The following is a 15,231-nucleotide window of genomic DNA, read 5'->3' as shown; positions in this document are numbered from 1 at the left end:
GGGCGGGTCGCTCTTAGTCTGGTCGGGTGGCGGGGTGTGTGTTCTGCGGGATCGTGGCCGGTGAGGTACGGGCGTTCCGGGTGACCGACGAGCCGGACGGGGTGGCGTTCCTGGACACCCGGCCGGTGTTCAAGGGGCATGTGCTGGTGGTGCCGCGCGCCCACCTGGTCACTCTCGCCGACCTGCCGCCGGAGTCCATCACCGGCTACTTCGGCCTGGTGCGGCGGCTCGCCGTCGCGGTCGAGTCGGGTCTCGGCGCGGGCGGGACGTTCGTGGCGATGAACAACAGGGTGTCCCAGTCGGTGCCGCACCTGCACACCCATGTGGTGCCCAGGACGAAGGGCGACGGGCTCCGTGGCTTCTTCTGGCCGCGCACCCGCTACGCCGACGACCCCGACGCCACCTCGTACGCCGAGCGCATCCGCAGCGCCCTCGCCGCCGATCCAGCCTGATGATCTCGGCGTCGGGTAACCCCGAATTTGTTCGTTTCAGTACGCGCGGACACGTTGGCGGCGGAACCCGGCCTGAGCGGCGGTGGGGCGGGTAAGGAAGCGAGGCCCACCGGTGTTGCACGCGGGGAAGGGTACGAAAGGAGTTCCACCGTGTTCCTCCGCCGTATGAAGGCCGAGATGATCTCACCCGACCAGGCCCTGCCCGGTCGTCCCATCGCGATGCCGGTGGCCGACCGGCACGAGGTGCTCGGCACCCCGTTGAAGGGCCCGTTCCCCGAGGGCCACCAGGTCGCCGTGTTCGGTATGGGGTGTTTCTGGGGGGCCGAGCGCCTGTTCTGGACCCTGCCCGGCGTCTTCACCACCTCTGCGGGTTATGCGGGTGGTTACAGCCCGAACCCGACCTACGAGGAGGTCTGCTCCGGGATGACGGGGCACGCCGAGGTGGTCGAGGTGGTGTACGACCCCACGAAGATCAGCTACGAGGATCTGTTGAAGGTCTTCTGGGAGAACCACGACCCGACCCAGGGCATGCGCCAGGGCAACGACGTCGGTACCCAGTACCGGTCGGCGATCTACGCCAGCACCGACGAGCAGCTCGCGATCGCCGAGGCGTCGCGGGAGGCGTTCGCACCGATCGTGGCCCGCGCCGGCAAGGGCGAGATCACCACGGAGATCACCCGGCTCGGTGACTACTACCTGGCCGAGGACTATCACCAGCAGTATCTCGCGCCGACGAAAAATCCGAACGGGTACTGCAACCACGGTCCCAACGGGCTGAGTTGCCCGGTCGGGGTGGCTCGTACCGCAGGTTGAGCGCAGCCACGCACGGTAGGTGTGACGTGACGGCCGGCCCGCCGAGATCGGTGGGCCGGACCGGCGTCCGGGTCACCGGACCATGGAGGGCGTGACCACCTCGATGCCGCGCGTATTGCGGCATTCGTCACATCTGGAGCCGCCCTGCGAAAGCCGTAAAGACCACGAGACGCCCGGAAAAGCCCAGCGCTCGACCGACCTGAGATGCGCTTGATCGCGGGGCGCGGATTCTAGCAATGCTGTTACACGACCGTCATGGTCTCAACAGGCAAATCGCAACATCCTCTGGCAGCATGGGCCCACATGTGCGGACTGGCTGGGGAGTTCCGACGGGACGCGACACGCGCCGACGTCGCAGCGGTGGAACGGATGGCCGCCACCATGTGCGATCGGGGGCCCGACGGGAGCGGAGTGTGGTCACAGGGGGCGGTCGCCCTCGGCCACCGTCGACTGAAGATCATCGACCTGTCGGCCGCCAGCGGCCAGCCGATCGTCGACTCCGCCGCCGGCCTGACCGCCGTCTTCAACGGCTGCATCTACAACTATCGTGAGCTGCGCGCCGAGCTACAGGCCAAGGGCCACCACTTCTTCTCCGCCGGGGACAGCGAGGTCGTCGTCAAGGCGTACGCCGAGTGGGGGCTCGACTTCGTCGACCACCTGGTGGGCATGTTCGCCGTGGCGATCAGCGAACGGGACACCGGCCGTCTGGTGCTGGCCCGGGACCGGCTCGGCATCAAGCCGCTCTACCTCGCCGAGTCCCCCGGCGTGGTGCGCTTCGCCAGCACCCTGCCGGCGCTGCTGGCCGGCGGTGGGGTGGACACCACCATCGACCCGGTCGCGCTGGGCCACTACCTCAGCTTCCACAGCATCGTGCCGCCGCCGCGCACCATCCTGCGCGGGGTCGCCAAGCTGCCCCCGGCCACCATCCGGGTCTACGAGGCCGACGGGCGCAGCCACGAGCGGGTCTACTGGGACCCGCCGTTCCTCCGGCGCGACGAGCACGCCGGATGGTCGGAACGAGAGTGGCAGGACGCGCTGCACGAGTCACTCACCACCGCCGTACGCCGCCGGATGGTCGCCGACGTGCCGGTGGGTGTGCTGCTCTCCGGCGGCCTGGACTCCAGCCTGGTGGTCGCCCTGCTGGCCGGGGAGGGGCAGCGCGGGCTCTCCACGTTCTCCATCGGCTTCGACGCCGTCGGCGGCCGGGAAGGTGACGAGTTCCGTTACTCCGACGTGATCGCCAAGACCTTCGACACCGACCACCACCAGATCCGGGTCGCCGCGCAGGATCTCGTTCCGCCGCTGGAGGCGGCCGTCGCGGCCATGAGCGAACCCATGGTCAGCCACGACTGCGTCGCCTTCTACCTGCTCAGTCAGGAGGTGGCGCGGCACGTCAAGGTGGTGCAGTCCGGTCAGGGCGCCGACGAGATCCTGGGCGGCTACCACTGGTATCCACCGCTGGCGCAGGTCGGCCGGGAGCAGGCGCTCGACACGTACGCTCGGGCCTTCTTCGACCGGGACGGCGCCGGTCTGGCCCGGGTGCTCAACCCCGACTGGCTGGCCGACGGCGACCCGGCCCGGGAGTTCGTCGCCGCGCACCTGGCGCGACCGGGCGCGCAGACCGCGGTCGACGCCGGTCTGCGCATCGACACGCAGATCATGCTCACCGACGACCCGGTCAAGCGGGTCGACAACATGACCATGGCGCACGGGCTGGAGGCCCGGGTGCCGTTCCTGGATCACGAGTTCGTGGAGCTGGCCGCCGCCTGCCCGCCGGAGCTGAAGCTGGCGCAGGGCGGCAAGGGTGTGCTGAAGGAGATCGGCCGCCGCCTGCTGCCGCACGAGGTCATCGACCGGCCCAAGGGGTACTTCCCGGTGCCGGGCCTGACACACCTGGAAGGCAAGCTCCTCGACCGGGTACGCGACGCGCTGTACGCCCCCGAGGCCCGCCGCCGCGACCTGTTCCGCACCGATTACGTCAACGCCCTGCTCGACGCTCCCAACGCCGAACTGACCCCGTTGAACGGAAACAAGCTGTGGCAACTCGGACTCCTGGAAATGTGGCTCCAGAGCCACGGAATCGACTGACCGTGACCGACACCCTGGCCACCGGAGTCGCCCGGACAGACCGAGGTCGCGGCACGGGCAGACGGTACGAGCGGGTCGGACCGGGCGGTGATCCGATCGCCACGGGCGGCACCGCCGACCCGACCGCCGACGAACGTCCGGACGCTGGCACGGACGTCATCGTCGACTGCGGTTGGGGACGGCTGGTCTTCGGCCAGACCTTCGCCGACCAGTCCGCGGTCGCCGACGTGCTGCGCTCCGAGGCGGCCGGCTCCCGGGACATCTGCATCTACCTGCGCGACCCGCACGTGCTGGTCTCCCGGCTCCCCGACGAGTTGTTCATCGACCCGTCGCTGACCTACCGGCTGCCGCTCGGCGGCCAGCATCGCGGGCCCCAGCTCGGATCCGGCACCAGCGAGGAGGCCGGCACCGCCGAGATTCCGGCACCGCTGGACGGCCGCAACGAGCTGCCCGGGGTACGCATCCGTCGGTTGCGTGACGCCGCCGACGCCGACGCGGTCAACCGGATCTACGCGGCCAACGGCATGGTCACCGCCCCGGTCGAGGTGCTGGTCGACAACGCCGCGACCGACCGCTTCCTGCACCTGGTCGCCGAAGCGGCCAGCGGCGAGATCGTCGGCACGATCACCGGTATCGACCATGTGGCGGTCTTCGACGACCCGGACAACGGCGCCAGCCTGTGGTGCCTCACCGTCGACTTCAACCAGGCTCCGCCCGGGACCGGGCAGGCACTGATCACCGAGCTGGCCGCCCGGTTGGTGGCCCGGGGTCGCGCGTACGTCGATCTGTCCGTGCTCGCCGAGAACGCCGGGGCGGTCCGCCTCTACGAGCGGCTCGGCTTCTACCGCACCGCCACGCTCTGCGTGAAGCGGAAGAACCCGATCAACGAGCGGTTGTTCCTGCCGGCCATGCCGGTCGGCTACGACGGGCTCAACCCGTACGCGCGGATCGTCGCCGACGAGGCGATGCGGCGGGGTATCCGGGTGGAGGTGACCGACCCGGAGTGGGGGGAGCTGCGGCTGACCAGCGGCGGCCGGACCATCCTCACCCGGGAGTCGCTGTCCGAGCTGACCTCGGCGGTCGCGATGAGCCGCTGCGACGACAAGCGGGTCACCCGCCGGATCCTGACCGAGGCCGGCCTGTCGGTACCCCGTGGACGCACCGCCACCGGCGACGCCGCTGACGCGGAGTTCCTCGCCGAGGTGGGTCAGCTGGTGGTCAAGCCGGCCCGGGGCGAGCAGGGCAACGGCATCACCGTCGGCGTACGCACCCCGGAGGCACTGGCCGCCGCCGTCGAACTGGCCGCCCGGTTCTGCCCCGAGGTGTTGCTGGAGGAGCTCTGCACCGGTGAGGACCTACGGGTCGTCATGATCGATCACGAGGTGGTGGCCGCCGCCGTACGCCGGCCCGCCTCGATCACCGGCGACGGGGTGCACGACATCGCCGAGCTGATCGAGCGGCAGAGTCGCCGCCGGGCCGCCGCCACCGGTGGCGAGTCCCGCATCCCGCTCGACGACATGACCCGGGACGTGGTCACCGAGGCCGGTCACCACCTGCACGACGTCCTGCCGGAGGGTCAGCTGCTGGCCGTGCGGCGCACCGCGAACCTGCACACCGGCGGCACCATCCACGACGTGACCGGGGAGCTGCACCCGGCGATCGCCGAGGCGTGCGTGGCCGCCAGTCGCGCCATCGACATCCCGGTCACCGGGCTGGATCTGCTGGTGCCGGCGCCGGACCAACCCGAACACGTCTTCATCGAGGCCAACGAGCGGCCCGGGCTGGCCAACCACGAGCCACAGCCGACCGCCGAGCGCTTCGTGGATCTGCTCTTTCCCGGGACTCGGGCACCGCAGCGGCTGTGGACCCCGGCCGGTGCGGCACCATCTGGGGCATGACCGTACGCAAGACCACTCCGCTCCCCATCGACCTGGACTATCTCCGTCAGGTGCTGGTCGAGCTGCTCGACATTCCGAGTCCGTCGGGACGCACCGACCATGTGCAGCAGTACGTCGGTGAGCGCCTGTCGGCGCTCGGCATCCCGTCGACGCTGACCCGCCGGGGCGCGCTGAGCGCCTGCCTGCCCGGGCCTCGCGAAACCGGCGCGGACCGGGCCATCGTGGTGCACACCGACACGATCGGCGGGATGGTCAAGCGGCTCAAGGAGAACGGTCGGCTGGAGCTGAAGCCGATCGGCACGCACAGCGCCCGGTTCGCCGAGGGTGCCCACGTACGGATCTTCACCGACGACCTGGATCGGGTGATCACCGGTCAGGTACTGCCGCTCAAGGCCAGCGGCCACCGCTACAACGAGGCGGTCGACCTGCAGGGCATCGGCTGGGAGCAGGTGGAGGTACGCGTCGACGAGCCGGTGGAGGACATCGCCGGGCTGCGGGCGCTCGGCATCGACGCGGGCGACTTCGTCGCGTTCCTGCCCAACCCGACGGTCACCCCCAGCGGGTACGTCAAGTCCCGGCACCTGGACGACAAGGCCGGGGTGGCCGCGGTGCTGACCGCCATGAAGGCGATGGTCGACGCCGGGGTGAAGCCCGCGGTGACCGCGCACCTGCTGATCACCGTGACCGAGGAGATCGGCCACGGCGCGTCCCACGGCCTCGACCCCGACGTGGCCGAGATCGTCTCGGTCGACGCGGCGGTGGTCGCCCCCGGACAGCAGTCCCGGGAGCACTGCGCCACCCTGGCGATGGGCGACGGCGTGGGGCCCTTCGACTACCACCTCACCCGCAATCTGGCCGCGATCGCCCGGGAACACGACGTGGATCTCGTCCGGGACGTCTTCGACTACTACCGCTCGGACGTGGCGGCGGCGGTGGAGGCCGGTGCGCACGCCCGGGTGGCACTGCTCGGCTTCGGCGTCGACGCCACCCACGGTCACGAGCGCACCCACCTGGAAGGACTGCGCCACCTGGCCCAGTTGATCTGCCTCTACCTCCAGAGCGACCTGGTGTTCCCCGAATGGGACGCAGAGCCGGAGGGGGACCTGGCCGACTTTCCGTCACTGGCGGTGCAGCCGGCCAACGCCGACGGCCCCCGCGAGGGCCCGATCGGCATCGTCCAGGACGCCTGACACCGGGTACGACCGGCAGTGTGATCGAAATCCGTTGCCCGTGGGCCGGCGGCTGGATAGCGTGACGGTACACGGGAAAGGAGGTGGTCCAGACTTGTATAGCAATCGGACTCGTGAGGTGGCTGTCCGCTAGCCGCTGTCCTCGACAGTGACGCTCGTCCCTCGGACGGGCACGGTAAGAGTCGTCGAGACCGTGTGGCAGCGGTGCGGCGAAACCACGACAGCCACCCGACCCCCGGGGTGCCGGCCCAGTCCAGCCGGCCCGCGTCAGCGCGGAAGCCCCGGGGGTCGCTTCATCTTCACCGGAGGCGGCCCGTGTCCATGCGCGAGCTGGTGGTGCTCGGCACGGCGAGCCAGACGCCCACCCGGGCCCGCAACCACAACGGCTACGTGCTGCGCTGGGACGACGAGGTGATCCTCTTCGACCCCGGCGAGGGCAGTCAGCGGCAGTTGCTGCACAGCAGCGTCACCGCCACCGACCTGACCCGGATCTGCGTCACCCACTTCCACGGCGACCACTGTCTCGGCCTGCCCGGCATGATCCAGCGCCTGTCCCTGGACCGGGTGCCCCGCCCGGTGGCGGTGCACTTCCCGGCGGGGGGTGTCGACTACTTCGCCCGGCTGCGACACGCCAGTTCCTTCCACGAGACCGCCGAACTGGCCGTGGAACCCATCGAGGCGGACGGGCAGCGGATCGTGCTGCGCCACGGGACGTTGGAGGCGCGACGGCTGCGGCACCGCGTCGAGACGTACGGCTATCGGCTGCTGGAGCCGGACGGGCGTCGGATGCTGCCGGAGAAGCTGGCCGCGTACGGCATCGCCGGGCCGGCCGTCGGTGAGCTGCTCCGCACCGGCCACCTCGACCTCGACGGGCGCCGGGTCACCCGGGAGGAGGTGAGCGTGCGCCGGCCGGGGCAGCGGTTCGCCTTCGTGATGGACACCGCGCTCTGCGACGCGGTGTACGCCCTCGCCGAACACGCCGACCTGCTGGTCATCGAGTCGACGTTCCTGGAGTCGGAGGCCGCGCTCGCCGCCGAGTACGGGCACCTCACCGCCGGCCAGGCCGCGCGGGTGGCGGCCGAGTCGGGGGTACGCCGACTGGTGCTCACCCACTTCTCCCAGCGGTACGCCGATCCGGCCCGCTTCGTCGACGAGGCCCGCCGGCACTTCGACGGGGATCTGGTGATCGCCGAGGATCTGACCACGGTTCGGGTACCACCCCGGCGGGTACCCTCGGACGAGTGACCGTCACGCTACGTGCCGCGACTTCCGATGACCTCATGGCGGTCGGTGCCCTGCACCAACGTTCCCGGGTCGCCGCCTACTCGTCTTTCCTGCCGCCCGAGGCGCTGGCCGACCCGACGCCGGAGGCGATGGGCGAATACTGGACGCAGCGGTGGACCTGGGAGCGCGACAGTCACCGGATGACCCTGGCCGTACGGGACGACGCCCTGGCCGGATTCAGCTACTTCGGCCCGGACGACGAGGACGGGTCGGATGCCGGGATGCTCTGCGCGATCCACCTGGCCCCGGCCGAGCGCGGTCGAGGCGTCGGCCGGGAGCTGATGAGCGACGCGCTGGCCGGCATGCGGAAGCGGGGGTGGCGGCGCGCGGTGCTCTGGGTGCTGCGCGACAACCTCCCGGCCCGCCGCTTCTACGAGCGTGGTGGCTGGCAGCCGACCGGCACCGAACAGAACGAATTCATCGGCACCATCCAGGTCCCTCAACTCCGCTACACCCTGAGTCTGTAAGGAAGGGCACCTTCTTAACGCCTGCGGTATAGGAAGGGCACCTTCTTAACACTCGATCTTGCGAATTCGAGGGCGGCGTTAAGAGGGGGCCCCTGCTATGCACCAGGCGTTAAAAAGGTGCCCTTCCTTGCACGTTCAGCGGGCGCCGAGGTGGGCTAGGAGGTCCTGGCGGGTGAGCACGCCCTTGGGCTTGCCGTCGATCAGCACCAGCGCGGCATCGGACTTCTCCAGCAGGTTCACCGCCTCGCTGACCGGCTGACCGCCGCCGATCATCGGCAGCGGCGGCGCCATGTGGCGCTCGATCGTGTCGTGGAGCTGCGCCTGGCCGGTGAAGAGCGCGTCGAGCAGGTCCTTCTCCGCGATGGAGCCGGCCACCTCACCGGTCACCACCGGCGGTTCGGCCTTGAGCACGGGCAGCTGCGATACGCCGTACTCGCGCATGTAGTCCACCGCGTCGCGGACCGTCTCGGTCGGGTGCACGTGCACCAGTTCGGGCAGGCGACCCGGCTTGCTGGCCAGCGCCTCCGACACGGTGGGCTCGGAGCCGGCGGCGTCGAGGAAACCGTAACGGGCCATCCAGTCGTCATTGAAGATCTTGGAAAGGTAGCCCCGGCCGCCGTCCGGCAGCAGCACCACGATCACGTCGTCCGGGCCGGCGGCGCGGGCCACCTGCAACGCCGCGACGGCCGCCATCCCGCAGGAGCCACCGACCAGCAGCCCCTCCTCGCGGGCCAGCCGCCGGGTCATCTCGAACGACTGCTTGTCCGAGACCTCGATGATCTCGTCGGCCACCGTCCGGTCGTACGTCTCCGGCCAGAAGTCCTCGCCGACCCCCTCGACCAGGTAGGGCCGGCCGGTGCCGCCGGAGTAGACCGAGCCCTCCGGGTCGGCGCCGATGACCTTGACCGTGCCGCCGGACGCCTCCTTCAGGTAACGCCCGATCCCGGAGATCGTGCCGCCGGTGCCCACCCCGGCCACGAAGTGCGTGATCCGTCCCTCGGTCTGCTTCCACAGCTCCGGACCGGTGGTCTCGTAGTGCGAGCGCGGGTTCGCCACGTTGGCGTACTGGTTGGGCTTCCACGCGCCGGGGATCTCCCGGGCCAGCCGGTCGGAGACGTTGTAGTAGGAACGGGGGTCCTCCGGTGCCACCGCGGTCGGGCAGACCACCACCTCGGCGCCGTACGCCCGCAGCACGTCCTGCTTGTCCTGGCTGACCTTGTCCGGGCAGACGAAGACGCACTTGTAGCCCTTGAGCTGGGCCACCAGGGCCAACCCGACGCCGGTGTTACCGCTGGTCGGCTCGACGATGGTGCCGCCCGGGCGGAGAATTCCCGCCGCCTCGGCGTCCTCCACCATGCGCAGCGCGATCCGGTCCTTCACCGACCCGCCGGGGTTGAGGTACTCCACCTTCGCCAGCACCGTCGCCTGGATGCCCTCGGCCACGTTGCGCAGCCGGACCAGCGGCGTGTTGCCGATCATTTCGACGACGTTGTCGTAGTACTGCACGTCTTTGTGCCCTTCTGCTCCGGCACCGGCACGCCAGGCCGGGCGGGTGAATCAGGTGGAGTTCCCGCCCAGGGTACGTCGGTCAGGGCACCACATGCCCAGGGACCACGGTGCTGCGCCGGGCCTCCCACTCCAGAAAACGCTCGGTCTCGGCCAGCACCGCGCCGGCCAGCCAGGTGACCATCACCGCGTCGTCGATCAGCCCGAACACCGCGAGGAACATTTCCGGCACCACGTCGATCGGCGAGACGATGTACGCCGTGGCCGCGGTCATCATGGCCAGCCGCAGCCCGCCGTCGTACTGGCCACGGGCGGTGGCCGCGATCATCCTGGGCAGCGCCCCGATCCGGGCGCCGAGTGACGGCCCGCCCCGGGCACCGGCGGTCATCGCCCGGGCCAGGGCCACGAACGCGGCACCTCGCTTCAACGTCTTAGCCATCGTCGTGCTCCTCTCCACGTGCAGCGTGACGCCCCGCCGCAACACCGTCCATCCAAGTACCCACCGCCGTCGTTTTCCAGGCACCGGAGCGGCGTGACGACGACAGCGGGACGTCGGACGGGCGCGCTAGTGTCACGGTATGGGGGTCGCTGGTTCCGTCGTACCGGATCGTCCGCGCTGGCAGCGTGCCCTGCGGGTGGCACGGATGGCAGCCATCGGCACGGGCGCCACGGTAGCGGCCGCGGCGGCGACGACCGGCGTGCTCTTCGGTCAGGCCCGCCAGGCCCGGCGCACCATCCCCATGGCCGAGGCACCGCCACCGCGCTGCGACGGCGTCTACGGCGCGAAGTTCCCCGGAACCGCGATCACCATGGTCATTCTCGGCGACTCGTCGGCCGCCGGTTACGGGGTTCACCGACGCCGTGAGACGCCGGGTGCGTTGTTGGCCACCGGCCTGTCCCGACGCCTCCAGCGTCCCGTCCGGTTGCACCGCTTCGCGGTGGTGGGCGCCATCTCCGCCGGCCTGAAGTACCAGGTCGAGGCGGCGCTGGAGTGTGACCCCGATGTCGCGGTCATCCTCATCGGTGGCAACGACGTCACCAACCGTACGCCGCCGGCCCTGGCCGTGCGCTACCTCGTCGAGGGGGTCCGGGCGTTGCGCGCGGCCGGTGCCGAGGTGGTCGTCGGGACCTGCCCCGACCTGGGCGCGATCCGACCCATCCAACCGCCACTGCGATGGTTGGCCCGCCGGTGGAGCCGGCAACTCGCCGCGGCGCAGACGGTCGCGGTGGTGTCGGCCGGCGGTCGGACAGTCTCCCTCGGCGACCTGCTCGGTCCCCGGTTCAACGCCGAGCCGGGACGGATGTTCGCGTGGGACCGGTTTCATCCCTCCGCCGACGGATACGCGGCGGCAGCCGCCGCGCTGTTGCCGACGGTGATTTCCGCCCTGGGGCACGGCGCCGAACGCAGGCCTTCGCCAATCAGCCTCGAAGGCGTACGGTCGTTGCCGAAGGCCGCGCAGGAGGCGGCCCGGCACCCAGGGACGGAGGTCAGCGGCACGCAGCTCGGGGGCAGCGAGAGCGGACCGGCCGGCCGTTGGGCGCAGTTGCGCCGACGGAGGCTCTTCGGCACCGCTCCGTCGCCGCAGCCGGCCCCCACCGTCGACACACCCGCAGTGGAAGGATTCTCATGACCGAGCGGATCAGGGGCCGACACGGCTTCGACGCCGGCCCGAGGTTGACGCCATGACCGGCCTCCCTTCCGGCGCTCGGGTCGCCGCGCGGGTCGCCCGCACCGCCGCTTACTCCCTGCTCGCTGGCGCGCTCGGCGGGGCTGCGGTGCTCGCCGGTGAGGCCGTGGTGGCGCGCAACCGCCGCTATGCCCAGCCGGAACTCGGCCTGGCACTGCGGGCGACCGTCGGTCGGGCCGGCACTCCACCGTTGCGCCTGGTGCTGCTCGGCGACTCCTCCGCTCTCGGTGTCGGTGTCGACCGTCTCGGCGACACCATCGGCGGGCAACTGGCGGAACTGCTCGCCGAAGGGCCGGGCGGGCGTCAGGTGCACCTGTCCAGCGTCGGTGTCTCCGGTTCACGCTCCACCGACCTGGCCACCCAGGTGGCCCGGGCTCTGCTCGGTGAGCGGCCGGACGTGGCGGTCATCCTGGTCGGCGCCAACGACGTCACCAGCCTGCGCCGCCCGGCCGAGGCCGCCGCCTACCTCGGCGCGGCCGTGCACCGGCTGCGCCAGGCCGGTGTGGAGGTCGTGGTGGGCACCTGCCCGGATCTCGGCGCGGTACGCGCGATCGCGTCCCCCCTGCGGCAGGTCGTCGGATGGATAGGGCGTCGTGTCGCCCGGGCACAGACCACTGCGGTGCTCGACGCCGGCGGGACGGTGGTCGACCTGGCCGCCGAGACGGGTCCGGTGTTCCGGGCCGATGCTGGCACCTTCTGTCACGACGGCTACCACCCCTCCGCCGACGGTTACCGGGTCTGGGCCCACGCCCTGCTGCCCGCGGTCGTCGCCGCGGCGGCCATCGCCCCGCGTCACTGACGGGCCAGCTCATCGGGCGTCCGGATGTGCGGGGTGACATTTCCCGGTCACCGGAAAACTTCCGCTGCAAGTTACCGGCGAGTTAACGTGGCGGTATGCCGATTGAGTCGTCCCGCGACGCCGTCATCGTCGCCACCGCCCGCTCGCCCATCGGCCGGGCCCACAAGGGGTCCCTACGCGATCTCCGCCCGGACGATCTGGCCGCCACCATCGTGCAGGCGGCCTTGGACAAGGTGCCGCAGCTCGACCCACGACAAATCGATGATCTCTACCTCGGATGCGGTCTGCCCGGTGGGGAACAGGGCTTCAACATGGCCCGCGTGGTCGCCGTGCTGATGGGTCTCGACGGCCTGCCCGGTGCCACCCTCACCCGCTACTGCGCCTCCTCGCTGCAGACCACGCGGATGGCCATGCACGCGATCCGGGCCGGCGAGGGCGACGTCTTCATCTCAGCCGGCGTCGAGATGGTCTCCCGGTACGCACGCGGCAGCTCCGACGGGCTGCCTCCCGAGGCTCAGGCCCTGCTGGGCGGCTGGGAGAACCCCCGCTTCGCGCAGGCACGCGAGCGGTCCCGGGCCCGCACCGAGGCCGGCGCGCCGGTCTGGACCGACCCCCGAGAAAAGGACGCCCTGCCCGACGTCTACCTGGCCATGGGGCAGACCGCTGAAAACCTCGCCCAGGTGTACGACGTGAGCCGCGCGGAGATGGACGCCTTCGGCGTACGCAGTCAGAACCTGGCCGAGAAGGGGATCGCCGACGGCTTCTGGGCGCGTGAGATCACCCCGGTGACCACACCCGACGGCACGGTGGTCAGCACCGACGACGGTCCCCGGGCCGGGGTGACCCTGGAGGCGGTCTCGGCACTCAAGCCGGTCTTCCGCCCCGATGGCCGGATCACCGCCGGCAACTGCTGCCCGCTCAATGACGGGGCCGCCGCCGTGGTCGTGATGAGTGCCCAGCGGGCCGAGGAACTGGGTGTCACTCCGCTGGCAAGGATCGTTTCCACAGGTGTCACCGCCTTGTCGCCGGAGATCATGGGTCTCGGTCCGGTGGAGGCGAGCCGGCAGGCACTCGAACGCGCCGGCATGACCATCGACGACGTCGACCTGGTCGAGATCAACGAGGCGTTCGCCGCCCAGGTGATCCCGTCGTACCGCCAGCTCGGCATTCCGGAGGAGAAGCTGAACGTGATGGGCGGTGCGATCGCCGTCGGTCACCCCTTCGGAATGAGTGGTGCCCGGATCACCGGCACCCTGCTCAACGCCCTGCAGTGGCATGACGCGACCATCGGTCTGGAGACCATGTGCGTCGGCGGCGGGCAGGGCATGGCGATGATCGTCGAGCGCCTGAGCTGACGACCCTACCGCCCGGCGGTACCAGGACCGCCTGGTCCGACCGTCCGCGCGCGGGCACCTAGCCTAGTGCGGTGTCCAGAAACGTTCACCGGGCCGCACCGGGCCCAGCCGACGACCGGCGGCGTTGGACACCGCACTAGAGGGCGGCCCGGGTCGCCGCCACCTCGGTGGCGGCCCGAGTCAGCGCCTCCTCGCTCGCGTCCGCAGCGAGCAGGTCGGCGGTGACCACCCGGAGCTGGTCGGGCAGGGCGAGGTCGTTGTCGAGCCGGGGTACGACTCGTCGTGGCTGCCCTTCCGCATCCGCCGCCAGGTTGGCGATCTCCTGCACCAGCCGGTGCACCAGATCCGCCCGCGACACGTTGCCGGCCGCTGCCGCGGCCGACCACCGGGGCTGCTGCCAGTGGCTGACCTGCCGCACCAACAACTCCACCCCCCGCGCGACCTCTTCCCCCACCCCCCTCTCCACCCCCCAAACTCTACGCACCCACCCCACCTCACCGCCGATCATGCAGTTGTGGTTGTTGATTTCTCCGCATATGCCCGACTTGTACGGTGCCACAACTGCATGATCGGCGCGGTGGGGTGGGGTGGGGTGGGGTGGGGTGGGGGACGACGGCGCCCGCCCCCGGGGAGGGGGCGGGCGCCAGTCGGTCGGGGGGCGGGGAGGAGGTTAGTCTTCGCCCTGGAAGTAGCTCAGCAGGCGGAGCATCTCGATGTAGAGCCAGATCAGGCTGACCAGGATGCCGAACGCGGCCACCCAGGAGTAGCGCTGCGGCAGGCCCATCCGGACGCCGTCCTCGACCTCCTTGAAGCTGAGCACGAAGCTCAGCGAGGCCACCACGATGCAGACGATGCTGAATCCGATGGCCAGCGGGCTGCCGTCACGCAGGCCGGTGTTGACGCCGAAGAGCGCCAGCACCAGGTTGATCAGCATGACGGCGAACAGGCCCGCCATCACCGCGATCATGCCCTTGACGAACTTCGGCGTCGCCCGGATGACCCGCGCCTTGTAAAGCATGGCCATCACGAAGAAGACACCGAAGGTGGCGGTCACCGCCTGGATCACGATGCCGTCGTACAGCGACTCGAAGAACTTGCTCAGCGCGCCGACGAGAACACCCTGGACAACGGCGTACGCGACGACGAGCGCCGGGTTCGCCATCCGGGAGAACGAGATGATCAGGCCGAGCACCAGGCCGACGACGGCCGCGCCGATCCAGGCGACGCCGAGCGCCTCATCGGGCACCAACGCCCACGCCGCCGCGGCGGCGACGCCGAGGATGGCCAGGAGGGTGACCGTCTTGACCACCACGTCGTCGATCGACATGGGGGTGACCGCCGGTGGCGCCGACGGGAAGCCGGGGGCACCGGGGTAACCGGCCTGCGGCGGGGCCTGCTGGGGATAACCGGGCTGTCCGTACGGCCCGGACGGGGCGTACCCGGCGGCCCGCTCCCGCTCGGCCGCCTGGCCGAGCCGTGCGAGCACCGGGTTCGAAGTCTTCACTGTCTGGCCTCCCTAAGGGGGTCGTGGCACGTCAACGCGCGCTACAAGAGTAAACGCCCGGCACAGCCCGATGGTGAGGGGAAGGCTGAGCGATCGCTGAGAGTGCCCGGGGCGGGGGTCGAACCCGCACGCCTTGCGGCAGCCGCTTTTAAGGCGGCCGTGTCTGCCGTTCCACCACCCGGGCGGG

14 protein-coding genes and 1 tRNA gene are annotated in these 15,231 nt (G+C 70.6%); 10 read left to right on the top strand and 5 right to left on the bottom strand.

Annotation, left to right across the window (positions count from 1 at the left end; all coding sequences use genetic code 11):
* Positions 1-26 precede the first annotated feature (26 nt).
* The 7 genes from Vlu01_RS01350 to Vlu01_RS01320 all read left to right on the top strand — a co-directional run bounded on the left by Vlu01_RS01350 (position 27) and on the right by Vlu01_RS01320 (position 8,192).
* Complete coding sequence (locus tag Vlu01_RS01350) at positions 27-452, top strand: HIT family protein (protein ID WP_203991399.1); 426 nt, start codon at positions 27-29, stop codon at positions 450-452.
* Between the two features lie 150 nt (positions 453-602).
* A complete protein-coding gene (msrA, locus tag Vlu01_RS01345; RefSeq protein ID WP_203991396.1) occupies positions 603-1,265 on the top strand; it encodes a peptide-methionine (S)-S-oxide reductase MsrA in 663 nt (220 codons plus the stop codon).
* 303 nt (positions 1,266-1,568) lie between these two features.
* Positions 1,569-3,353 (top strand): N-acetylglutaminylglutamine amidotransferase, encoded by a 1,785-nt coding sequence (locus Vlu01_RS01340; RefSeq protein WP_203991380.1) that lies wholly within the window; start codon positions 1,569-1,571, stop codon positions 3,351-3,353.
* Between the two features lie 2 nt (positions 3,354-3,355).
* The gene (ngg, locus tag Vlu01_RS01335) at positions 3,356-5,251 is read left to right on the top strand and encodes an N-acetylglutaminylglutamine synthetase (protein WP_203991377.1); all 1,896 of its coding nucleotides are present in this window, start codon (positions 3,356-3,358) and stop codon (positions 5,249-5,251) included.
* Positions 5,248-6,441 (top strand): osmoprotectant NAGGN system M42 family peptidase, encoded by a 1,194-nt coding sequence (locus tag Vlu01_RS01330; RefSeq protein WP_203991374.1) that lies wholly within the window; start codon positions 5,248-5,250, stop codon positions 6,439-6,441. The genes ngg and Vlu01_RS01330 overlap by 4 nt, the downstream gene beginning before the upstream one ends.
* A gap of 315 nt (positions 6,442-6,756) precedes the next feature.
* Positions 6,757-7,686, top strand: coding sequence for a ribonuclease Z (locus Vlu01_RS01325; RefSeq protein WP_203991371.1), 930 nt, complete (start codon positions 6,757-6,759; stop codon positions 7,684-7,686).
* Positions 7,683-8,192, top strand: coding sequence for a GNAT family N-acetyltransferase (locus Vlu01_RS01320; protein ID WP_203991368.1), 510 nt, complete (start codon positions 7,683-7,685; stop codon positions 8,190-8,192). Before Vlu01_RS01325 ends, Vlu01_RS01320 begins: the two co-directional genes overlap by 4 nt.
* Before the next feature lie 135 nt (positions 8,193-8,327).
* Here Vlu01_RS01320 and Vlu01_RS01315 read toward each other — a convergent pair whose 3' ends face one another.
* Together Vlu01_RS01315 and Vlu01_RS01310 are read right to left on the bottom strand one after the other, a co-directional pair.
* Positions 8,328-9,698, bottom strand: a complete 1,371-nt coding sequence (locus Vlu01_RS01315) for a cystathionine beta-synthase (protein ID WP_203991365.1) — start codon at positions 9,696-9,698, stop codon at positions 8,328-8,330.
* Positions 9,699-9,780: 82 nt separating this feature from the next.
* On the bottom strand, positions 9,781-10,137 hold the full coding sequence (locus tag Vlu01_RS01310) for a YkvA family protein (protein WP_203991362.1): 357 nt from the start codon (positions 10,135-10,137) through the stop codon (positions 9,781-9,783).
* A 139-nt stretch (positions 10,138-10,276) separates the two neighbouring features.
* Here Vlu01_RS01310 and Vlu01_RS01305 point away from each other — a divergent pair, with 139 nt between their 5' ends.
* The 3 genes from Vlu01_RS01305 (at position 10,277) to Vlu01_RS01295 (ending at position 13,540) form a co-directional block, all read left to right on the top strand.
* Positions 10,277-11,329 carry an SGNH/GDSL hydrolase family protein gene (locus Vlu01_RS01305; protein ID WP_203991359.1) on the top strand — a complete coding sequence of 351 codons (1,053 nt, stop codon included), beginning with the start codon at positions 10,277-10,279 and terminating at the stop codon, positions 11,327-11,329.
* A 52-nt stretch (positions 11,330-11,381) separates the two neighbouring features.
* Positions 11,382-12,185: an SGNH/GDSL hydrolase family protein gene (locus Vlu01_RS01300; RefSeq protein WP_203991356.1), complete on the top strand. Its 804-nt coding sequence runs from the start codon at positions 11,382-11,384 to the stop codon at positions 12,183-12,185.
* Between the two features lie 95 nt (positions 12,186-12,280).
* Positions 12,281-13,540 (top strand): acetyl-CoA C-acetyltransferase, encoded by a 1,260-nt coding sequence (locus Vlu01_RS01295; protein WP_203991353.1) that lies wholly within the window; start codon positions 12,281-12,283, stop codon positions 13,538-13,540.
* A gap of 136 nt (positions 13,541-13,676) precedes the next feature.
* On the opposite strand, the gene Vlu01_RS01290 is transcribed toward Vlu01_RS01295, so the two are convergent.
* The 3 genes from Vlu01_RS01290 to Vlu01_RS01280 form a co-directional block, all read right to left on the bottom strand.
* Positions 13,677-14,006, bottom strand: coding sequence for a hypothetical protein (locus Vlu01_RS01290; RefSeq protein WP_239095619.1), 330 nt, complete (start codon positions 14,004-14,006; stop codon positions 13,677-13,679).
* A 204-nt stretch (positions 14,007-14,210) separates the two neighbouring features.
* Positions 14,211-15,044: a Bax inhibitor-1/YccA family protein gene (locus tag Vlu01_RS01285; RefSeq protein ID WP_203991350.1), complete on the bottom strand. Its 834-nt coding sequence runs from the start codon at positions 15,042-15,044 to the stop codon at positions 14,211-14,213.
* A 103-nt stretch (positions 15,045-15,147) separates the two neighbouring features.
* Positions 15,148-15,228, bottom strand: a tRNA-Leu gene (locus Vlu01_RS01280).
* Between the last annotated feature and the right edge of the window lie 3 nt (positions 15,229-15,231).

The organism is Micromonospora lutea (genome assembly GCF_016863535.1).
Classification (GTDB): Bacteria; Actinomycetota; Actinomycetes; order Mycobacteriales; family Micromonosporaceae; genus Micromonospora; species Micromonospora lutea.
This window is presented reverse-complemented; position numbering and strand designations above follow the sequence as displayed.